Genomic DNA, 20,118 nt, shown 5'->3' on the forward strand with positions numbered 1-20,118 from the left:
ATAGGATGCGCCAGTGGCGGCCCCGGCCGCCCGTCGTTATGCTAACGCGTTCGTTCGTTGCGCCCCCGGCGTATGCGGGCGTCGCCCCCAACCGGAAACTCCCTGGAGATCCACCGCATGAAGTTGCGTTTGCTTGCCGCCAGCCTGGCGGCACTGAGCCTCACTGCCGGCAGCCTGGCGGCGCAGGATACCTCGACGGAGCAGGGCAGGCTGAGCTACGCGCTCGGATACGACCTGGGCCGCAACCTGATCGAAAGCGGCGAGCAGATCGACGTCAACACCGTCGTGCGCGCGGTGCAGGACGGCTACGCCCGCCGCGATCCCGCCGTGCCGGTGGAGCAACTGCGCACCGCGGTCGAGAGCATGCAGCAGCGCCAGCTGGCCAAGGCCCGCGCCGAATTCGAGCGCGTGTCCGCCGAGAACAAGACCCGCAGCGACGCCTTCCTCGCCGAGAATCGCGCCAAGTCCGGCGTGCAGACCCTGCCCGGCGGCGTGCAGTACCGCGTGATCGAAGCCGGCGGCGGCGCCAAGCCCACGCCCACCAGCGAAGTGACGATCAACTACAAGGGCAGCCTGAGCACCGGCCAGACCTTCGTGGACACCAACGTCGCCCAGCAGGGCCAGCAAGCCGGCCCGGTCAGCGTGCGCCTCAACGAGATCCCGCTGGTGGGCCTGCGCGAAGCGCTGGCGCAGATGCCCACGGGCGCGCGCTGGGAGATCGTGTTGCCGCCGGACAAGGCCTACGGCAACACCCCGCAGTCGCCGATCGGCCCGAACCAGGCCGTGGTGTTCGACGTCAAGCTGGTCAGCATCGGCCAGTAACGCCCAGCGCGGACGGCACGCCGCCGTCCGCGATCGGCACATGCAGTAGGCCCGCGACTCCGGTCGCGGGCCTGTTCGTTCCGGGAGTCATGCCGACCGTTGTTGCGACATGGTGCGGGGCTGCAGGACGAGCGCCGGCTGCCGCTGCTGATCCTGTGCCTGTCGTCGGTCGAGTTGCTCAGATCGCCGCAACCATTCCTGCAGTGACGGCGGATCGCGTTCCATGTCGACGATGGCCGGAGACCTGCCCGGCACTGGAGTGAGCACGGCGCGTTCCGGCGGCGATTGAGCCGGCGACTGCGAATCGGGGGGCGTGCAGGCTGCCACAAGCAGGCAAGCCAGAAGGGCGGGCGCGGGCCTGTGCATCGTGGCCATCCTGGAGCCATCGAGTTGGATATGAGCCGCTCGAGCTCAGCCGGCCTCGAGGCCCCGGAACGTCTTCTCATCCTGCGCGACCTTCACCTGGATGCCGGCGGTTCCCTGGCCGGCCGATCGCGTGCCTGCCCGCGGTCCGTGGCTTTCCAGGTCCACCACCGGGATGTCCACCTTCGGCAGCAGCCGCTGGGTGAAGTATCGGTCCTGGTAGTAGCGGATCTTGCGGCACAGGACGGGGTGGGGGAGGCCTTCGTAGAGGACGATCTGCTTCTCCGGTCCCATCGCCTTGAGCTCCTGCGGCAGCATCAGGGCGCGCTTCTCCATGACCTCGTTGTCGGACACGCCGCGGCCGCGGCCATGCGAGCGGGTGCGGCTGCGGCGGCGCACGGTGGTGTAGCCGAGCATCTCGGAGTAGTCGTTGGCGTCCTGCTGCTCCCGGGGGGCGTAGATGATCTGCAGGGCGTGGTTGGTGATGATGGTGCGGGAGAGCTCCTTGCCGTAGACGGCGTCGAGCTGGGCCATGGACTGGATGATCGGCAGCAGGCGCAAGTTGTAGCCGGCCATGTAGGCGACCGCCTTGGCGATGATGTCGACGCGGCCGATGGCGGTGAACTCGTCCATCAGCAGCAGGCACTGGTGCTTGAGGGTCTTGTCGTTCTGCGGCAGGACCTTGGTGTTGACGTTGATGAGCTGGCTGAAGAAGAGGTTCACGATCAGCCGCGCCTCGGCCAGCTTGTTGGGCTGGATGCCGACGTAGATGGTCATGCGGCGTCGGCGCACGTCGTTGAGGTCGAAGTCGTCGGCGGAGGTGGCGGCGTCGAGGACGGGGTTGAGCCAGGGATTGAGCGGCTCCTTGAAGGTGCCGACGATCGAGGCGAAGGTGACGTCGGCCTGGGAGAGCAGGCCGGCGAAGGCGGTGCGCGCGTGCGGGCTGAGGAAGGGCGCCTGGGCGAGCGTCTGCAGGTAGGGCTTGAGCTCGCCGCCGTCGCCGGCGGACAGGCGCAGGATGGCGCCGAGGGTGGGCGGTTCGGCCCCGGGCTCGGCCTCGGCGCGCTCGAACAGGTAGAGGGCGAAGGCGAGGAAGGCGTTGCGGGCCTGGCTGACCCAGAACTTGTCCTTGTCGTCGCCGTCGGGGTAGAGCATGGCGGCGATGCTCTGCAGGTCGGAGACGCGGAAGGCCGGATCCCTGGAGACGTAGGTCATCGGGTTCCAGCGGTGGGTGCGGCGGTCCTCGGCGAAGGGGTTGAACAGGTAGACCTCGTGTCCGATGGACTGGCGCCAGCCGGAGGTGAGGTCGAAGTTCTCCTGCTTGATGTCGAGCACGACCGCGGATTCGCGGTAGTCGAGGAGGTTGGGGATGACCACGCCGACGCCCTTGCCGGAGCGGGTGGGGGCGGCGAGGATGACGAACTGCTGTCCGTCCATGCGCAGCAGGCGCCCGCGCATCTTGCCGACGACGATGCCGCGGTCGGAGCGGCCGAGGAAGCCCTTGCGGGCGAGATCGGCGAGGCCGGCGAAGCGGGCGCGGCCGTGCAGGTTGCGATGGCTGCGCAGCTTGAACAGCATGACCAGCAGCGAAGCCCAGACCAGCAGGGCGAGGCCGAAGCCGATGCCGCCGGCGGCCCACAGGCGGCCGGCATAGCGGGCGACCTGGGGATGGTCGACGACGCGGATGTACTGGTACCAGGTGGTGGCCTCGAGCAGGCCGGTGTCGAGGCCGAGGAACAGCAGCGCCAGGTAGCCCGACAGGTACAGCCCGCCGACCAGCGCGAGCGCGGTCAGCAGCAGGGCGATGGGGAGACGGTAGTTGGTCATGGGTCGGTGCGTTCGCTCGAAAGGAGGGGCGGAGCGGGCCGCGCGCGCCGCGGGAGTTCAGTGCGCGTCGCGGGTCTCGGACGAACCGGCGCTGCCGGTCTCGATCAGCACGTACTCGTCGTTGCGGCTCCAGCGCGGCAGGCCCGCCTCGAGCTTGAGACACGGCTGGCCGTCGCACGAGGTGATGGTGACCTGTTGCAGCGCCTCGAGCACTTCCGCGCGGACCTGGGCGCGCTCGGCGCGCTGCACGTTCTGCCATGCCCAGAAGGACGAGCCGGCCACGACCGCCGCCATCGCCACGCCGATCGAGACGATCGAGCGCCAGCTCAGCGCGCGCATGCGCCGGCCGATCTGATCCTGCTCCTGCTGGAGTACGGCGGCCGCGCGGCGAAGCCGTTCGCCGGACTCGTCGAGAGAGCGCGTCAGCGCGCTCACCTCCTTCGACAGTCCTTCGCGCACCGCCTGGCGCGCATGTTCGGCCAGCTCGGTCTTGCCGGCGGCCACGGCCGCGCGCACCGCGTCGCCCGATCGTTGCAGGCCCTCCGCCGCCGCCTGCTGTTGGGCCGTCGCCTGCTCGCATTGCTTGGTCAAGTGCGCGGCGAGCAGCGCCGCGTTCGCGACGAAATCTTCGATACGAGAGGAATCCATGGCCGAGCCCGGGTAGCTGCGAAAGACCTCGCGATGCGATTCGATCGATCTTGCCAGAACCGTGCTTCGGATTGAAATGTTTCCGCACCAACATGCGCTCGTCCGCAGCCTGGGCGAATCGACCGAGGCGCCCCGCATGGACGAAAGTGCGGTTGACTAGACGCCCGGGTACGGATAACGTGCGGCCGCCCGCGTGGGAGAGGCCGCGGGCAGGCACCGCATTGGCTGGTCCGCATGGGTCGCGGATCCGTCGAAGATGCGTTTCAGGATGCAAGGCTAAGGGGGAAAGGATGGGGTCTCGCACGGATTGGTGGATCGGTCGTGGTGTCTCGCGTATCGCACGTCCGTTCGCCTCCGGCGACGTAGTGTGTCCGGCATCACATTTCTGTGGCCGGTTCGTGATCTTTTTTCACTAACGTGCGCGTCTCTCGTCGCGCATGCCGGATCGTGTCGACCTTCGTGCGCCGCCGCCGCCGCGCGTGACCTTCCAAGTTCTCATTTCGGTAGCGAAGCCATGAATCGTTTTCTTTCGCGTCGTTTCCTTTCCGCAGTCGTCGCCGTGCCGGTCCTGCTGCTGGCGGGCTGCTCCACGCCGGACGCGCCGGACCTCCGCGGGCGCTGGAAGCCGGTCAACCGCTATTCCGAGGCGCCGCAGGCGATTCCGCTGCAGCAGGCCTACCTGTTCCAGGCCTCGCCGATGGACGGCACGCTCAAGACCATGCTGACCCGGTGGGCCCGCGACTCGAAGCGGAGCCTGTCGTACCTGCACCCCAACGACTACACGCTGCATGCGCCGGTGGCGGACATCCGCTCCACCGATGTTCGGGAAGCGGTCGCCGCCTTGTCCGCCGCCTATGCGGCGCAGGGCGTGGTGGTGACCGCCGACGCATCGCAGATCGTGGTGCGGGGGGCGGTCGGCGACCCGGCGCCGGGTCCGGCCGCGGCCGATTCCTCGGCCGCGAGCGGCGAGTGACGCCATGAGCCAACGAAGCGAGGAGGCCGCGTCGCGGCGTTCGGCCATGCCGATCGCCGGCGCTGGAGTCGCCCGTTCGCCGGGTTCGGCGGCGGCCGACCGGCAGCAGGCGCGCACTCGCGCATTTCATCCGGTGCGCGCGATCGCATCCAACGGGACGGCATGATGTTCGGCAAGAAGAAAGACAGCGCCAAGATCGACAAGGCCGTGGCCGGTGCGGTCGACTTCGAGGTGACCATCGCCAGCCAGGCGCGTCGCAGCGAGCGCCGGGCGTGGATCGTGGCCTGGTGCGCGATCGTGATGTCGCTGATCCTGGCCGGCGGCTACTTCCTGTTCCTGCCGCTGAAGGAAAAGGTGCCGTACCTGGTCATGGCCGATCCCTACACGGGCACGGCCACGGTCGCGCGGCTGAGGAACTTCGACGATCAGACCATCACGACCTCCGAAGCGCTCAACAAGAGCAACGTGGCGCAGTTCGTGCTGGCCCGCGAGTCCTACGACTCCGGGCTGATCGGACAGCGCAACTGGCGCACGGTCTTCTCCATGGCGGGGCCGGCGGTGACGCCCGAGTACCGGGCTTTGTATTCGCCGAACAACCCGAATCTCCCGTCGCGCGTCTACGGCAGCACCCGGGCGATCCGCGTGCGCATCCTCAGCATCGTGCTGATCGGCGGCGGGCAGGGGCAGCGCCCGACCGGTGCGACCGTGCGCTTCCAGCGCAGCATCTTCGACAAGATGCGCGCCACCTCGACGCCGCTGGATACGAAGATCGCCACCATGGAGTTCACCTACGACGCCAACCTGCAGTTGAACGAAGAGGACCGGCTGCTCAATCCTCTGGGTTTCCGGGTCACCAATTACCGGGTGGACGACGATTTCGCTGGAGCGCCGGTGCCGCAGACGCCGGTCGCGCCGGTCGCGCCGGCTGCGGGCGCAACCGCGCCGCCGGGAACGGGCGATGTGCCCGGCTATCCCGCCACCGATCCCAGCGGCGCGCCGCCGGCAGGTACGGAGCAGCCGCCCAATACCGGCGCACCGGCTAACGCTATCCCCGAGTACCCCTTCCCTGAAGAGCCGCCTGCGGCCGCCCCCGCTAATGGAGTCAGCACGCGATGAGCCTGTCCCTACGAAATCGTCTGCGCTTCGGCCTCATCCTCGCGCTGTTCTGCGCAGCGCTGCCCGCGGCCGCCCAGGTCGTGCAGGAATACGAGTACCAGCCGGACGGCATCTACCAGATCCGTACCGGGGTGGGCATCACCACCCAGATCGAGCTCAGTCCCAACGAGGAGATCCTCGATTACAGCACCGGCTTCAGCAGTGGCTGGGACCTGACCCGGCGCGAGAACGTGTTCTATCTCAGGCCGAAGAACGTGGACGTCGATACCAACATGCTGGTACGCACCGCGGCGCATTCCTACATCTTCGAGCTGAAGGTGGTGGCGACCGACTGGCGCGCGCTCGATCAGGCCAAGAACGCAGGCGTGCATTATCGGGTGCGCTTCGTCTATCCGGGCGGGACCGACTTCGGGGCGAGTCCGAGCGAGGACGCCGAGCCGATCGAGACCGTATCCGAGATCAGTACCCGCCTCGAGCCTGGGCGCGTCTACCATTTCGGTTATGACTATTCGTTTCACAAACGGCACCCGGTGTGGCTGGTGCCCAGCACCGTGTACGACGACGGGCGCTTCACCTACATTCGGATGGATTTGACTCGTTTCCCGACCGGCAATTTCCCGGCGGTGTTCGCTCGGGAGCGCGAATCCAGTGAGGACTTCGTCGTCAATACCACCATCGAAGGCGACACGATCATCGTCCACGGGACGTACCCGTACCTGGTGATCCGTCACGGAGACAACGTCGTCGGTCTGCGCAGGAGTCCTCAGCTGTGAGCCAGAATACGCCCCACAATCCCGAGCAGGCCGACGCCCCGGAGCGCACGGCGGACACGAATCCCTACCAGGCCGGGCGTCAGGACAGGGAGGTGCCGGATCTCGACGCCGATGCGCCGACCTTGAGGTCGGTCGACGTCCAGCGGCTGAACCGGAAGGCCTTGCTCTTCCTCGGCGGTATCGTGGCGCTTCTGATCCTGGGCGCGGTGTGGGTATTCACTCGCGCCACCTCCGGTTCCGGCGAAGCGCCGCGCCGGCCGCGCGGTGAGCAGGTCGTCATCCCGGAAGCGCCGCGCGAGGTGGCGCTCCCCGAGCTTCCGCCCGTGGCCGAGCCGCGCGTGCCACCAGAATTGCCGCCCCTGCCCGTGATCGAAGAGCCTCGGCCCGCGTCCGGCGGGATGTCGTTCCCGGGCGCCGACGTGTTCTCGTCCGGGCAAACTTCATTGCTGCAGCGGCGAATGCAGGATGCGGCCGGCGACGGGTTCTCCATGGGCCAGGCGCCGCAGGATCAGTCCATGCTGCCGCAAATGGGGGGTAGCCCGACCGAGCAGATGCGCAACCACGCGACCAGCGCACGCCCGATCTACAATCCGGATACCCTGATGGTCAGGGGCACTTTCATCCGCTGCGTGCTCCAGACGAGAGTGATCACCGATGTTCCGGGCTTCACGTCGTGCATCGTGACGGAGCCGGTGTACTCGATCAACGGTCGCCGCCTATTGCTGCCGAAGGGGTCTAAGGTGCTCGGCAGCTACGGCAACGATTCCACGTACGGCGATCGCGTCGCGGTCGTATGGGACCGCATCACCACGCCGAACGGGCTGGACGTATCGATGGCCAGCCCCGGCGTCGACGGACTGGGCTCTTCCGGCCACCCAGGCCATTACGACGCGCACTGGCCCGAGCGGATCGGATCCGCACTGCTGATCAGCATGCTCAGCGATGCGTTCAAGTACCTCGGCGCCGAGCACGGGCCGCGGACCACGACGATTTCCAACGGCGGCTTCATCGTGGACAACCCCTACGAGAGCAACACCGCACGCACGATGGAGCGTCTGGCGAACATGGCGGTGGACGAGAACATGCGCCGACGCCCAACCGTCACCATCAACCAGGGCACGGTGGTCAACGTCTACGTCGCGCGCGACGTGGATTTCTCCGGCGTGCTGCACTGAACCGAGCGGAGCGGAAGTCGTGAACGCCGAGGTCGAACCGGTCGCCAGGATCTCCAGCGGGTTCCTGGATTACCAGTACCAGGTGCTCGGCATCCACGAGTACATGGAGTCGCCCGACGTCACCGAGATCTGCATCAACCGACCGGGCGAGCTCTACCTGGAGACCGCCCGCGAAGGGTGGAAGCGGCTCGAGGTGCCCTCGCTGACCTTCGAGCGTGCGCGGCAGTTCTGCACCGCGGTAGTCAACGAGAGCAACACCGGGCAGCGCATCACCGACGCCGATCCGATGGTGTCGCTGACCTTTCCTACCGGCCAGCGCGCGCAGTTCGTGATCCCGCCCGCCTGCGCCGCCGGGCGGGTCTCGATCACGATCCGCCTGCCGTCGAAGTTCACCAAGACGCTCGACCAGTACGAGCAGGACGGCTTCTTCCAGGAGATCCTGGAGCAGGGCGCGTCGCTGAGCGAGCACGACCGCGAACTGATGGAGCTCAAGCGCTCGCGCCAGTACGCCGATTTCTTCCGCAAGGCCGTGCAGTACCACAAGAACATCGTGGTCGCCGGCGCCACCGGCAGCGGCAAGACCACCTTCATGAAGTCGCTCGTGGATCACATTCCCGAGCAGGAGCGGCTGGTGACGATCGAGGATGCGCGCGAGCTCTTCATCCGCCAGCCCAACGTCGTGCACCTGCTGTACTCCAAGGGCGGGCAGAGCACCAGCAACGTCACCGCCAAGAGCTGCATGGAGTCGTGCCTGCGCATGAAGCCGGACCGGATCATCCTGGCGGAGCTGCGAGGCGACGAGTCGTTCTACTTCATCCGCAACTGCGCCTCGGGCCACCCAGGCTCGATCACCAGTTGCCACGCCGGCAGCACCGCGCAGACCTGGGACCAGCTCGCGCTGATGGTCAAGGCCTCCAGCGAGGGCAGCGGCCTGGAATTCGCGGTCATCAAGCGCCTGTTGATGATGACGATCGACATCGTGGTCCACATCAAGGCGCATGCCGGCAGGCGTTACATCACCGGCATCGATTTCGACCCGGAGCGGGGGGCGACCGATGGCTGAAATGCGACGCCGGTTGCCGAATACGCCCCCGTATCGTACCGTTCGGCGCCAAAAGATTGACACCGCACGCGGCGCGGGAAGAACATCCCGACGCGGGAGGGGGCACGTATTCGTCCGATGCGTGCCGGAAGCGCTTCGGGAGCCGTGCGGCGGTTGCCGAAAGGAGAGGTGGTGATGCTGCCAGGCATGGAGCTGATGGGGTGCGCAGAACTGGCGGTGCCGCAGGAAGTCATGCGGCACGTGGTGCGCGTGGAATCCTCGTTCAATCCCTATGCCATCGGCGTGGTCGGCGCGCGCCTGGCCAGGCAGCCGCGCAACCTGCCCGAGGCGCTGTCGACCGTGCGCATGCTCGAGCGCGAGGGCTACAACTTCTCGCTCGGCCTGGCGCAGGTCAATCGCCATAACCTCGAAAAATACGGGCTGTCCTACGAGACCGCGTTCCAGGCCTGCCCCAATCTGCAGGCCGGTGCACGCATCCTCGCCGAATGCCACGGGCGCGCCGGCGGAGATTGGGGCAAGGCCTTCAGTTGCTATTACTCCGGCAATTTCACCACCGGCTTCCGCCACGGTTACGTGCAGAAGGTGTTCGCGTCCTATCGGCAGGAGTTCGATGGCGATCTGGCCGCGGCGATTCCGGTGGTGGGGCGGGAGTCCAGGCCTGCTGCGGCGCCCCGCCGTGTCGCCTCCGAGGAGGCTTCGCTGCTCGCGCGTCGTCTGCGAGGAGCTGAGCCGCAGATCGCCGCCACGAGTCAGTCCCCGGCGCTCCCGGAGCCCGGTTCGCCCAGGGACGCCGCAATCGCCTCCACCCCCGCGGCGATGAGCGAGCCCAATGCAATCGCCACCAGGGCGCAGTCCGCTATGCCGTCGCCGCAGCCGGGGCCTGCGCCCGGCGCTCCAGTGCGAGCGCTCGATGCGTCCGACCTTCCGGTCACGGTACGCGCATTCGGGGAAGGTGCGCTCCCCGTTGCAGCGGGACCTGAGCAGACATCGCCCTCCACCCCCACTCGCGATAGCGCGTTCGTTTTCTGAAGGAAACCCCGGGCCAGGGATCGGCCGAGCACACTTCACCATTGTTCTCACCCAGTAAGGAGTCATGCCATGAACCTCGATAAAGCAACTCTCCACCGGAACCGCCAGGCGCTGAATGCCATGATGGTCGCTACGGCGTTCGCAGTTCTTGTGGCGATGCCGCAATTTGCTCTCGCTCAGAGTGTCGACGGCGCGGCGGGCAGCGTCCGCACGTTCTTCTCGAGTCTCAACACACTTTTGAACGTCGCGTCGATCGCGATCGTGACCATCGCGATCATCTTCGCCGGCTATCAGATCGCCTTCAATCACAAGCGCATCGGCGACGTTGCGCCGGTCCTCATCGGCGGCTTCCTGATCGGTGCGGCGGCCCAGATCGCGAACATGCTTCTGCCGGACGAAGTCGGCGCCGAGCCTGGCGGCGGCGCTGGCGGAATGGCCATGGCGTTCGTTCAGCTGTTGCAGTATGCATAAGAACGTATTGTTCCGCGGCTGCACGCGCCCGCCTATGTTCATGGGGGTGCCATACGTGCCCTTCACGATCGGGGCCGGCGCGTGCCTGCTGCTGACGTTCTACATCGACATGTTCTGCCTGGCCCTGCTGCCGGTGGTCGTCTTCATCATGCGGCAGATGGCCAGGCGGGACGAGATGATTTTCCGGCTGCTGGGATTGCGCTGGCAGTTCCGGGCGAAGGTGCGCAATATCCAGCAGCACGACGGCATGTGGGTGTTCACGCCGAATTCCTACCGCGAACGTCTCGACGTTCCCGCGAACCCGAAATAGCAGGCTGCTCTATGCTGGCTCCGGATCTTTCCATTGCCGAATTCGTTCCATTCTCCAGCCATGTCGCGCCTGAGGTCGTTAAGACCACGGGTGGCGACTATCTGCTGACCTGGCGGCTGGATGGATTGCCGTTCGTCGGGCGCGAGGAATGGGAGCTCGAGCATCGCCACAACACGTTCAACCGGATGCTGCAGACCCTGCGGGCGCCCGATTTCGTGAATGTGGCGTTCTGGGTACACGACGTGCGGCGCCGCGGTCATGTGGACGCGCAGCCCAGGTTCGGGCAGGCGTTCAATCAGGAGCTTTCGGACACCTATTTCTCCGCGCTGTCCTCGCAGAAGATCATGCGCAACGAGCTGTACCTGACCATGATCTATCGCCCGATCGTGGTCGGGAAGCGGTTCGTGGAAAAATCGGCGAACGTGGACCGCCTTCGCGCCGAGCAGGAACAGGCTGTCGCCAAGCTCATGGAACTGGCCGGCAACGTGGAAGCCGTGCTCAAGGACTATGCGCCGGTCCGGTTGGGCATGTACGAAGCCGATAACGGGGTGGTGTTCTCGGAGACGCTGGAGTTCTTCGGCTTCCTGCTCAACCGCATTACCGAGCGGGTGCCGGTGCTCAACGCGCCGGTCTACGACTACCTGCCGGTGAGCCGGCACATGTTTTCGGCGAAGACCGGCGATTTCGTCGTCATCGCGCCGGGCGGTGGTAACCACTTCGGTGCCATTCTGAATATCAAGGAATACACCGATGGCACCTGGCCAGGCATCCTCAATGGCCTGAAGTACCTCGATTTCGAGTACGTCATCACCCACTCCTTCAGCCCGATGGGCCGGCAGGACGCGCTGAAGGTGCTGGACCGCACCAAGGGCATGATGATTTCGTCCGGGGACAAGGCGGTCAGCCAGATCGTCGAGCTGGATCACGCGATGGATCAGCTCGCCTCCGGCAACTTCGTGCTGGGCGAATACCATTTCATTCTGACCATCTACGCCGAGACGCAGGAGAAGCTCGCCAACAACCTGGCGATCGCGCGGGCGGAGCTCTCCAACGCGGGCTTCGTCTCCGCCAAGGAGGATCTGGCCGTCTGTTCGTCGTTCTATTCCCAGTTTCCCGCCAACTGGAAGTACCGTACCCGTCTGGCCAACGTCAGCTCGCTCAATTTCCTGGGCCTGTCGCCGCTGCACAACTTCGCCACCGGCAAGCGCGACCGCAACCCCTGGGGCGAGTGCGTGACCGTGCTGCAGACCACCAACGGCCAGCCGTACTATTTCAACTTCCACGCCACCCACCCGGCGGAGAATTCGCTGGGCGAGAAGGCCATCGCCAACACGATGGTCATCGGCAAGTCCGGTACGGGCAAGACCGCCCTGATCAACTTCCTGCTGAGCCAAGTGCAGAAGTTCGATCCGGTTCCGACCATCTTCTTCTTCGACAAGGACCGCGGCGCGGAGATCTTCGTGCGCGCCTGCGGCGGCAATTACCTCGCGTTGGAGAACGGCGCGCCGACCGGCTTCAACCCGTTCCAGTGCGAGCGCACGGACGCCAACGTGCAGTTCCTGGCCGACCTGATCAAGGTGCTGGCCGCGAAGACGCACTACACCGCGCGCGAGGACGAGGACATCTTCCGCGCGGTGGAGAGCATGCTCGACACGCCGATGCACCTGCGATCGATGACGAACTTCCAGAAGAGCCTGCCCAACATGGGCGACGACGGGCTCTACGCGCGGCTGCGCAAGTGGACGGCCGGCAATGCGCTGGGCTGGGTGTTCGACAATCCGGTCGACACGATCGACCTGCAGAAGGCGAACATCATCGGCTTCGACTACACCGACGTCATCGACAACCCCGAAGTGCGCGTGCCGGTCATCAACTACCTGCTGCACCGCCTGGAGTCGCTGATCGACGGCCGTCCGCTGATCTACGTGATGGACGAGTTCTGGAAGATCCTCGACGGCGGCGGCGCGCTCAAGGAATTCGCCAAGAACAAGCAGAAGACCATCCGAAAGCAGAACGGCCTAGGCATCTTCGCCACCCAGAGCCCGGAGGACGCGCTCAACAGCGATATCTCCGCAGCCCTGATCGAGCAGACCGCGACGCTCATCCTTCTGCCCAATCCCAACGCGGCGCGCGAGGATTACCTCGACGGCCTCAAGCTCACCGAGGCGGAATTCCAGGTCGTCAAGAGTCTCGACGAGCGTTCGCGTTGCTTCCTGGTCAAGCAGGGCCACGCGTCCACGGTCTGTCAGCTCAACTTGCGCGGCATGGACGACGCGCTCGCGGTCATTTCCGCCAGCACCGACAACATCGAGATCATGCACCGGATCGTCGATGAGGAGGCCGCTGCCCTGGGTATCCCGAAGGACGATCTGCGGCCGGAGCAGTGGCTGCCGCGGTTCCAGGCGGAGCGCAAAGGGTCTCGGGCGCGTGGTGTCCATGCGCCTTCGAATCGAGCGCGGGGAACGCCGGGAGCCCGGAATTCGCGGGCTTCGATCTCTACTGGAATTCAGTCGGAGTACTCATAATGGAAGCCGTAGAAAAAAATGGCAAAGGCGCGAGCGCAAGCCGGAGTTCGATCAAGTGTGGCTACGCAGCGGTCCCGTGTATCGCTCTCGGTCTACTGCTTGCGATGGGCAGCGCTGCCGCTCAATGGCGAGTAGTCGACCGTGAAGCCAACGAAAAGCTGGAGCGCGCCAATGACCGGCTGCGTGACGCTAACGAGGAGCTGGATACGATTTCACGCCGTATTGGTAATACCAGCGCCAGCGGGGATGGTGAGGGTAGTGTCACTGGTAATCTCAGGGACCTTTATCGTCAGCAGTACATCGCTGGCTACGACAGTTCGGACAGCGATGTCGCTGCTGCCCAAGAGCCCGAAGTGTCGCTCGATGCGGAGAGACCTAGTGCCGCCGTCGCCATCCGTGTGGAAGATCGGTGTCCCCAACCTGCCGCGGGGGGGGTTGCGCAACAGCAATGGCAACTGTGTCGTGAGATCGCCACGACCGAGTTGGCGCAATACACCTATTCGCTGCGCATGTTCGAGTTGACAAGGCAACGGCAGAGATATCTGGATCAGCTGAAGGAGCAGCGTGCGGATATTCGAGAACATGAGATCGGTAAGCTCGAGGACAACACCAATCGCATTCTATTGCTGATGTCTCAGATGGAAATCGATAGGCAGCAACAGCGTTACTATATGGATGCTTATGCGGCGCGTATCAATTACCTGCAGCAGGCTAGTCGTACTATGGCCCAACAAGCCTTGGAGGGTACGAGGGCGGGATCAGGAGGCTTGCCCGGTCTCGGCGCGATCGTGGGAGGGGCGGCGCTCGCAGGGGCTTTGGATGCTGCACGTACCGAAAGGCGCTCAAGTGGATTCTTCCGGCGCCGCTGACGCTCGAACTGACAAGGGTTGCTGCATAGGGGAGGGCGTATGAGTTACGTGGTTCAATTAGGGCTCGCTGATTTGCTGCGTGGTATTGGCGTGCAGCTGGAGGCGGTAGAGCGTTGGCTATTTTTTCGTGCCATCTTTGATTGGATTGGCGAAGAAATCGAGACGTTTCGAGACAATTTTCTGGGGGCGGTTGGCGACTGGGTCTTCGGTATCGGGCTTGTCATGCTGACATTGTGGATCTTGCTGCAGGGCTATCGGATCGTCACGGGTCAGTCCCGTCAATACATGATGGAGCTCGTCGTAAATTCGTTGAAGTGGGTGCTTTTGTTTGCCGTCGCGACCACGTTTATGTTTGGGGGGAGTGACGTGCATGAACTCCTCACAGACGACATGCCTGCGTTGATCAATCAAATGGTTACGGGCGAAGACGAGGCGCCAGAAGATGCGATCGATGAAAACCTTCAGCAAATGGAAGGTGCTATGGTAATGATCGATGCTTTATTCACAAGCTGGGACGAAACACTTCAGGCCGCAAAAACTCGTGCGCTATGGTTCACAGGGGTTGGCGTTGCTGGCCCATCGCTGATTGGTGGCGCTATTCTGTTGATGTATAAGATGGCGTTGGCGCTGTTCGTCGGCCTGGGGCCGTTCTTTATTATGTGTCTGGGTTTCGACCAAACGAAGGGGATGTTTCAGAAGTGGTTGTGGTACGGCATCGGCACAATGTTCTCGTTGGCCGTGTTGAGTTTCACGGTGTCAATGATTTCGAGCTTGATCGGTGCAGTTTCGACGCAATTTCTACTGCAGTATCTCGCTATGCTCGCCATTACGGGCGAGGGCGCTTCGGCTCAGGGCGTAGGCAGCATGGCGATGCAGCAGGGCGGGCTGGGCATTTTGATGACCCTGTTCCTGATTACTGTGCCTGCGATGGCGGCATCGTTCTTCCAAGGTACCCTTGGACACTTCATGCCCCATAGCGCATTCAGCCAGCAACCCATGCAAGCCGCGAGGCCGGGGCAGCCTGGTGGCGGGTATTATCCCGTAGGCGGGCAGCCTATTGCGCCTAGTGCCCCCTCGGCGAGCGCTGGCTCTGTTGAGCGAGGCGGCCAAATTCATGGCTACAGGTACTAGGGACCGCTTTATGGCTATTCGTTTTTATTTGCGTCCGGCCAGTCTGATAGGTGCGATTTACTTGCTGTCGTATGGCTCTGGTTTTGCCCAAACCGCATGTCCATACGGCGCGCCACAGGGGAGCGCGATGTGTCTTCCGAACGCGTCCGCTACCCCCATTTCTGAGGCCGCTACCGTGCCAAGATGGAAGTTGACCTGGGGCGCCATAGCTTTCGATGTGGCCACTGGGGCGACAGGGTATGCGGTCGGCGAGCCGTCTCAGCGACGCGCGCGGCGGCAGGCGTTGGCTCAATGTAATGGTAAGGGTGGGCGTGATTGCGAGGTGATGTTGGCTTATCAAAATCAGTGCGCGGTAATAGCGGATCCCGTTCGGGACGGTCAGTTCATTCCCGGCGAGAGCATCTATCGGAGCGGGCCGACCATAGAAGAAACGTCGAATGCAGCGCTTTCCAGTTGTTCGCAAAGAAACGGCGGCACTGGTTGTCGAATCGTGTACTCAGCTTGTAGTGAACCGTTGCTAGTGAATTAAGGGTTTTCTTCTTTATCGTTGGGGGTTCGTTAATTTTAGTGTTGATGTGGCAGAATGCGCGAGAAGGGCTGCGCGATTCTGTGCTCCGGCTGCGCCGCTCCAGTTAGTGAATTGATTGTTCGAAGACTGGTCAGTAGGGTGATCGGTTGCTTGCTTGTTGGATGATCCGGGTCCGTTGACGAGAGTGGGCGCTTATGCGTGGAAATCCTGCTTTTCGTCATTTTCGTGCTGCCTGTTGCCAAGGCGGATTCGCTCGCGTTGGCGTAGGGGCTTTTCTCGGCATGTAGTGCCTTGATGCACCCTATACTCGTCGGGTCAATCCATCTATCCAGGGTTTGCGGCACTTGTTCGGCCTGAATGGAAGTTTACGTGAGGCGCTGTTAGTGATTGTGCGTTCGTGCATATTTTGGCTAGGGATGGGGTGTTCCGCTGGGCGGCGGTGGCTTTAATCGGATAGCTAGTAGGCGGGGGTGGAAAATGCGACGATGGGCGATGCTGGCGTTTCTGGCGATCTTGCCGATGATGGACATCAGTGCGCAGTCCGGGTTCTATGAGCGCCTGCGATATCGGGATGACGATCCGTTCGTCTTCTGTACGCAGGGGCAGGATCCGCAGATCGAGCCGTTTCCCTGTTGGAGGCCGCAGCCGCCTTACACAGGGGCCTACACGCTGATGCCATATTGCAGGCCGCCGAACCCGTACGGTTGGAAGAGTTGGACTTACGCCGATCGGGATTCGTTGCAGCAATACCTGCGGGTTTGCCCGAAGGCGGGGGCGTCGGGGCAATGGGAAGGTGCGGGGCGGCCTGAATTCGATCCTGTTCGTCATTGAGCGTCTTCCTGGGGGGCCCTGTCGCTCCACGTGTGGTCGCGATTGCGACATCGTGCTGTCTTGGGAAAATCGGTGGCGGCCGTTGCCGTTCGTGCCGAAAGGACCGGCGAGCCGATGATGGTGTCGTTCCAGGGGGGCTTGACCGTGGAGGAGGCAGGAGCCCGGGCGTTGCAGGAATGCACGCAGGCCAACGATGGGCAGGCCTGCAAAATCCGCTATGACGATTGCACCAGCCCGGTGATTGTCGTCGAGTGACACGCCGTGGGGGCTTTGCGAGGCGTCGCTGCAGTGCTCCCGATGACTGGAATGCCGTGCGCAGCGGGATCGAGCTGGCTCGGTCATCGCAAGCACGGGGCATCTGCGGACGCTCGGCAACGCCCATCGCGCGTCGTTCCAAGGCCCATCGTGCGTCGTTCTTGGGATTCCGGGCCATCGTCGCGCATGCGCGCGGACCGGCGCGCCGGACGTGGCGTCCTCCGAGCATTGCCTTCGCCTGTCGGATGCGTTCACCCCCGCCGGCCTAGAATTGCCGGCATGACGCCGCCCGCTACGCCCATCCTGACGCCCTGCATCGGTGTGTGTACGCTCGATGAGCATGGCCTCTGCCATGGCTGCTTCCGCACGATCGACGAGATCGCGCGCTGGGGCCTGATGGGGGATGCGGAGCGGGCGCGCTACCTGGACGAGGTGCTGCCGGAACGCGAGGCGCGGCGGGCATGAGCGAGGGTTCTGTGATGCTGGATGCGATCGCCAGGGTCCTGCATCCGGTACGGCGGCCGCCGCAGGGCGAGGGCTGGAACCTGGAGGAGGTCCAGGATCTGCTGCCGGGCAACCGGGCGCGTGCGGAAGCGGCGGTGCTGGTCGGGCTCGTGCCGCGCGCCCGGGGACTGGAAGTGGTGCTGACGCTGCGCAACGATGCGCTGCGGCACCACGCGGGTCAGGTGAGTTTCCCGGGCGGTCGCGTGGAGCCCGAGGACCGCGACGCGCTGGCGGCGGCGCTGCGCGAAGCGGACGAGGAGATCGGGCTGGCGCCGGCGCAGGCCCGTCCGCTGGGCTATCTCGATCCGCTGGTCACGGTGAGCGGGTTCCGGGTGCTGCCGCTGGTGGCGCGCATCGCGCCCGACTTCGTGCCGCGGCCGGATCCGGGCGAAGTGGCGGAGGTGTTCGAGGTGCCGCTGGCCTTTCTGCTGGCGGCCGACAGCCTGGAGCGCGTGGCCATCGAGTACGGTGGGCGATCGCGCCAGATCCTGCAGTTCCGCGGCGATCCGCTGGTCGCGCCGCACCGTATCTGGGGGGCGACCGCGTCGATCCTGTTCAATCTGCGCGAGCGCCTGGCCGCGCTGCGGGAGGCCGCGGCATGAGCGCGCCGTGGCCGGTGCTGCTGGCGCCCGAGGCGCTGCACGCGCAAGTCGGAACACCCGGGCTGGTGGTCGTCGATTGCCGCTACGCACTGTCCGATCCCGCGGCCGGGGAGCGCGCGTATGCGCAGGGGCACGTGCCCGGTGCGCACTATGCGCACCTGCACCGGGACCTTTCCGGGCCGCATCGGCCGGGGGGCGGCCGGCATCCCTGGCCGGATGCGGAGGCGTTCGCGCGCCGGCTGGCCGACTGGGGCGTGGAGGCGACGAGTCGTGTGGTGGCCTACGACGGCGGCGACGGCGGCTTCGCGGCGCGCCTGTGGTATCTGCTGCGCGCGGCGGGCCACCGCGAGGTGGCGGTGCTGGACGGCGGTTGGGCGGCCTGGCGCGGCCTGGGCCTGCCGGTGTCCACGGACGCGCCGGCGCCCGGCCGGGTGCCGATCCGGCCGCTGTCGTGGCGGATGCCGCCGCTGGACGCGGCCGATGTGCGGGCGCATCTGGATACGGGTGGGCTGCTCATCGACGCCCGCGCGCCCGAGCGCTTTCGCGGCGAGGTGGAGCCGCTCGACCCGGTCGCCGGCCACGTGCCGGGCGCGGTCAACCGGCCGCACGCGGCGAACCTGACGGACGACGGCCGCTTCAAGCCGGCCGCGGCGCTGCGGCGCGAGTTCGAGGCGTTGCTGGACGGGCGCGATCCCGAACGGGTCGCGACGATGTGCGGGTCCGGCGTCTACGCCTGTCACCACCTGTTGGCGATGGCGCATGCGGGACTCGACGGCGCGCGCCTTTACGCGGGCTCCTGGAGCGGCTGGATCGAGGACCCGACGCGGCCGGTCGCGGTGGGCGACGAGGCGGGGACCACCGGCCTGTCGCGATAGTACGGCGCTCGCGCGCAAGGGTGTGGGGCTTGTCGAAGGCGCGAGCGCGGCGCAGTACGCGCAGGACGGCGCCGCGCTTCAGCCCTTGCCGAGTCGCGCCACCAGGGCGTGCAGTGCGGTCTGGGTATCGGCGTTGCGCCAGCTGTCGAGCATGCGGTCGAGGTCGATCGCGGCCGGCGACAGCGCCTCCACCAGGTCGGCGCGGGCCAGGGCGCGGGTGGCGAGCATCGGCGTGCGCGGCAGGCTCCCCAGTGCCTGCAATTGGGCGAGGGCGCGCGTAGTCACCTCGTCGATGCCGGCCAGCTCGTCGACGAGGCCGATGGCGAGCGCCCGCTCGGCCTCGACCATCGCGCCGGCAACGGCCAGCCGCTCGGCTTCGCGCTGGCCGACGGTGCGTTGCAGCAGCCGCAGGATGCCGACCGGCAGGGCCAGGCCGACCTGGGTCTCGTTGAGACCGATGGCGAACGGGCCCCGGGCCATGATCCGCAGGTCGCAACACAGCGCGAGCACGCAGCCGCCTGCCGGCGCGTGGCCGGCAATGGCCGCGGCCACGGGCACGGGGCAGGCAGCGAGGGCGCGCGCGGCGTCGAAGAAGGCTTCCCAGGCCGCGCGCAGGGCGCCCGGATCGTCCTGGATCGAGAGCAGGTAGGGCACGTCCAGGCCGGCGGAGAAGACCTTCGGGCCGCCGCTCAGGATCAGGCCGGCGGCGCCGGCCGCCAGGCTGCGCGCGATCGCCTCCGGCAGCGCGCGGCACAGCGTGGGGTCGAGCGCGTTGACCGGCGGCCGCGCCAGGCGCAGCTCATGGATGTCGTCGTGGACGAGGGTATCGATCGTCATGCGGATGCTCGGCCGGCTCGGGAAGAGGATATCGCCATCATACGGCGGTGAAGTCCGCGTCCCCGTCCACCGCGCCTTTGTCGCGGGCGTCGCGCGCCGGCCATGGCCGCGACCGCCGCGGGCGCTGGCGCGACTGCATGGATGCGCTCGCGGAGGCCCACGCGCCGGCGCCCGTCAGCCTGCGGCCGGCGGAGGGGCGCAGCGCGCGGGCGCGCTGCGCGGTTCGCGCGCAGGTGTCGTGCTGACCGTACAGCGGCCGGGACGGCCGCCGGCGTAGGCGCAGGCGACCGCCAGCCGCGTCGTCGCGGGCGCGTGCGTCGGCGCGTCGCAGGCGAAGGTCGTCGGCTGGACAGGGCCCGGCCGGTGCGCCGCCGCCGCTGCGGGCCGGGGCGGTGGCGCGGGCGTCCAGCCTGCGAGTTGCAGCGCGAGCCACGCGCTGCAGGCCAGCATGCCGGCGATGGGTCCGGGTCGCATCGTCGCCTCCTGGGTCTCCGTCGCGCGGCGCGCGCCGGCGGACGCGGTGGGTGCGTCCATGCGGAGTTGGATGCGCGGTGGGCGCGAAGGGTTTAGAACGTTCCGGTGGGGCGGGT

18 protein-coding genes and 2 pseudogenes are annotated in these 20,118 nt (G+C 65.9%); 17 read left to right on the forward strand and 3 right to left on the reverse strand.

Translation table 11 applies throughout. The annotated features are described in order from the left end of the window. Positions 1 to 117 precede the first annotated feature (117 nt). On the forward strand, positions 118 to 822 hold the full coding sequence (locus tag Z164_RS0106180) for an FKBP-type peptidyl-prolyl cis-trans isomerase N-terminal domain-containing protein (protein WP_024889855.1): 705 nt from the start codon (positions 118 to 120) through the stop codon (positions 820 to 822). A gap of 519 nt (positions 823 to 1,341) precedes the next feature. On the opposite strand, the pseudogene Z164_RS0106185 reads toward Z164_RS0106180, so the two are convergent. Further along, positions 1,342 to 3,012: pseudogene (locus Z164_RS0106185) on the reverse strand (type IV secretory system conjugative DNA transfer family protein); the annotation flags it as partial. A 57-nt stretch (positions 3,013 to 3,069) separates the two neighbouring features. Next, positions 3,070 to 3,798: a hypothetical protein gene (locus Z164_RS0106190; RefSeq protein WP_152540868.1), complete on the reverse strand. Its 729-nt coding sequence runs from the start codon at positions 3,796 to 3,798 to the stop codon at positions 3,070 to 3,072. 376 nt (positions 3,799 to 4,174) lie between these two features. Here Z164_RS0106190 and Z164_RS0106195 point away from each other — a divergent pair, with 376 nt between their 5' ends. From Z164_RS0106195 to Z164_RS0106265, 16 genes and pseudogenes are all read left to right on the forward strand, one after another. Beyond that, positions 4,175 to 4,633 (forward strand): hypothetical protein, encoded by a 459-nt coding sequence (locus tag Z164_RS0106195; RefSeq protein ID WP_043689462.1) that lies wholly within the window; start codon positions 4,175 to 4,177, stop codon positions 4,631 to 4,633. Positions 4,634 to 4,798: 165 nt separating this feature from the next. Next, on the forward strand, positions 4,799 to 5,749 hold the full coding sequence (locus Z164_RS20095; protein WP_024889859.1) for a VirB8 family type IV secretion system protein: 951 nt from the start codon (positions 4,799 to 4,801) through the stop codon (positions 5,747 to 5,749). Positions 5,750 to 5,751: 2 nt separating this feature from the next. Then, entirely contained in the window at positions 5,752 to 6,522 is a 771-nt protein-coding gene (locus Z164_RS0106205) for a TrbG/VirB9 family P-type conjugative transfer protein (protein WP_024889860.1), read from the forward strand. Further along, positions 6,519 to 7,697 (forward strand): TrbI/VirB10 family protein, encoded by a 1,179-nt coding sequence (locus Z164_RS0106210; RefSeq protein ID WP_024889861.1) that lies wholly within the window; start codon positions 6,519 to 6,521, stop codon positions 7,695 to 7,697. Before Z164_RS0106205 ends, Z164_RS0106210 begins: the two co-directional genes overlap by 4 nt. Positions 7,698 to 7,716: 19 nt before the next feature. Continuing rightward, positions 7,717 to 8,760 carry a P-type DNA transfer ATPase VirB11 gene (gene virB11, locus Z164_RS0106215; RefSeq protein WP_024889862.1) on the forward strand — a complete coding sequence of 348 codons (1,044 nt, stop codon included), beginning with the start codon at positions 7,717 to 7,719 and terminating at the stop codon, positions 8,758 to 8,760. A 186-nt stretch (positions 8,761 to 8,946) separates the two neighbouring features. Beyond that, positions 8,947 to 9,789: a lytic transglycosylase domain-containing protein gene (locus Z164_RS0106220; protein WP_425477213.1), complete on the forward strand. Its 843-nt coding sequence runs from the start codon at positions 8,947 to 8,949 to the stop codon at positions 9,787 to 9,789. A 69-nt stretch (positions 9,790 to 9,858) separates the two neighbouring features. Continuing rightward, a complete protein-coding gene (locus Z164_RS0106225; RefSeq protein WP_024889864.1) occupies positions 9,859 to 10,260 on the forward strand; it encodes a TrbC/VirB2 family protein in 402 nt (133 codons plus the stop codon). Next, the gene (locus tag Z164_RS0106230; RefSeq protein ID WP_081770095.1) at positions 10,253 to 10,570 is read left to right on the forward strand and encodes a VirB3 family type IV secretion system protein; all 318 of its coding nucleotides are present in this window, start codon (positions 10,253 to 10,255) and stop codon (positions 10,568 to 10,570) included. The genes Z164_RS0106225 and Z164_RS0106230 overlap by 8 nt, the downstream gene beginning before the upstream one ends. Positions 10,571 to 10,581: 11 nt before the next feature. Then, on the forward strand, positions 10,582 to 13,095 hold the full coding sequence (locus Z164_RS0106235) for a VirB4 family type IV secretion/conjugal transfer ATPase (protein ID WP_024889866.1): 2,514 nt from the start codon (positions 10,582 to 10,584) through the stop codon (positions 13,093 to 13,095). Further along, complete coding sequence (locus Z164_RS22350) at positions 13,095 to 13,964, forward strand: hypothetical protein (protein WP_152540869.1); 870 nt, start codon at positions 13,095 to 13,097, stop codon at positions 13,962 to 13,964. The genes Z164_RS0106235 and Z164_RS22350 overlap by 1 nt, the downstream gene beginning before the upstream one ends. Positions 13,965 to 14,003: 39 nt before the next feature. After that, a complete protein-coding gene (locus Z164_RS20100; RefSeq protein WP_024889868.1) occupies positions 14,004 to 15,095 on the forward strand; it encodes a TrbL/VirB6 family protein in 1,092 nt (363 codons plus the stop codon). 127 nt (positions 15,096 to 15,222) lie between these two features. Continuing rightward, a complete protein-coding gene (locus Z164_RS23680; protein ID WP_425477214.1) occupies positions 15,223 to 15,624 on the forward strand; it encodes a DUF4189 domain-containing protein in 402 nt (133 codons plus the stop codon). Positions 15,625 to 16,116: 492 nt separating this feature from the next. Continuing rightward, positions 16,117 to 16,455 carry a hypothetical protein gene (locus tag Z164_RS0106250; protein WP_024889869.1) on the forward strand — a complete coding sequence of 113 codons (339 nt, stop codon included), beginning with the start codon at positions 16,117 to 16,119 and terminating at the stop codon, positions 16,453 to 16,455. A 114-nt stretch (positions 16,456 to 16,569) separates the two neighbouring features. Further along, on the forward strand, positions 16,570 to 16,710 hold the full coding sequence (locus Z164_RS22755) for a DUF4189 domain-containing protein (protein WP_160170683.1): 141 nt from the start codon (positions 16,570 to 16,572) through the stop codon (positions 16,708 to 16,710). Between the two features lie 279 nt (positions 16,711 to 16,989). Further along, a pseudogene (locus tag Z164_RS20105) lies at positions 16,990 to 17,816 on the forward strand (NUDIX hydrolase). After that, positions 17,813 to 18,691, forward strand: coding sequence for a sulfurtransferase (locus Z164_RS0106265; protein WP_024889870.1), 879 nt, complete (start codon positions 17,813 to 17,815; stop codon positions 18,689 to 18,691). Before Z164_RS20105 ends, Z164_RS0106265 begins: the two are co-directional and overlap by 4 nt. A gap of 78 nt (positions 18,692 to 18,769) precedes the next feature. On the opposite strand, the gene Z164_RS0106270 is transcribed toward Z164_RS0106265, so the two are convergent. Next, the gene (locus Z164_RS0106270; protein ID WP_024889871.1) at positions 18,770 to 19,528 is read right to left on the reverse strand and encodes an enoyl-CoA hydratase/isomerase family protein; all 759 of its coding nucleotides are present in this window, start codon (positions 19,526 to 19,528) and stop codon (positions 18,770 to 18,772) included. Positions 19,529 to 20,118: the final 590 nt, after the last annotated feature.

Source organism: Luteimonas huabeiensis HB2 (genome assembly GCF_000559025.1).
Classification (GTDB): domain Bacteria; phylum Pseudomonadota; class Gammaproteobacteria; order Xanthomonadales; family Xanthomonadaceae; genus Luteimonas; species Luteimonas huabeiensis.

Excerpts from the sequence above, each read along its gene's own strand:
- Z164_RS0106180 (WP_024889855.1), top strand. The coding sequence starts at position 118 with ATGAAGTTGCGTTTGCTTGCCGCCAGCCTGGCGGCACTGAGCCTCACT.
- Z164_RS0106190 (WP_152540868.1), bottom strand. The coding sequence starts at position 3,798 with ATGCGGGGCGCCTCGGTCGATTCGCCCAGGCTGCGGACGAGCGCATGT.
- Z164_RS0106195 (WP_043689462.1), top strand. The coding sequence starts at position 4,175 with ATGAATCGTTTTCTTTCGCGTCGTTTCCTTTCCGCAGTCGTCGCCGTG.
- Z164_RS20095 (WP_024889859.1), top strand. The coding sequence starts at position 4,799 with ATGTTCGGCAAGAAGAAAGACAGCGCCAAGATCGACAAGGCCGTGGCC.
- Z164_RS0106220 (WP_425477213.1), top strand. The coding sequence starts at position 8,947 with ATGGAGCTGATGGGGTGCGCAGAACTGGCGGTGCCGCAGGAAGTCATG.
- Z164_RS0106225 (WP_024889864.1), top strand. The coding sequence starts at position 9,859 with ATGAACCTCGATAAAGCAACTCTCCACCGGAACCGCCAGGCGCTGAAT.
- Z164_RS0106230 (WP_081770095.1), top strand. The coding sequence starts at position 10,253 with ATGCATAAGAACGTATTGTTCCGCGGCTGCACGCGCCCGCCTATGTTC.
- Z164_RS0106235 (WP_024889866.1), top strand. The coding sequence starts at position 10,582 with ATGCTGGCTCCGGATCTTTCCATTGCCGAATTCGTTCCATTCTCCAGC.
- Z164_RS22350 (WP_152540869.1), top strand. The coding sequence starts at position 13,095 with ATGGAAGCCGTAGAAAAAAATGGCAAAGGCGCGAGCGCAAGCCGGAGT.
- Z164_RS20100 (WP_024889868.1), top strand. The coding sequence starts at position 14,004 with ATGAGTTACGTGGTTCAATTAGGGCTCGCTGATTTGCTGCGTGGTATT.
- Z164_RS23680 (WP_425477214.1), top strand. The coding sequence starts at position 15,223 with ATGTGTCTTCCGAACGCGTCCGCTACCCCCATTTCTGAGGCCGCTACC.
- Z164_RS0106250 (WP_024889869.1), top strand. The coding sequence starts at position 16,117 with ATGCTGGCGTTTCTGGCGATCTTGCCGATGATGGACATCAGTGCGCAG.
- Z164_RS22755 (WP_160170683.1), top strand. The coding sequence starts at position 16,570 with ATGATGGTGTCGTTCCAGGGGGGCTTGACCGTGGAGGAGGCAGGAGCC.
- Z164_RS0106265 (WP_024889870.1), top strand. The coding sequence starts at position 17,813 with ATGAGCGCGCCGTGGCCGGTGCTGCTGGCGCCCGAGGCGCTGCACGCG.
- Z164_RS0106270 (WP_024889871.1), bottom strand. The coding sequence starts at position 19,528 with ATGACGATCGATACCCTCGTCCACGACGACATCCATGAGCTGCGCCTG.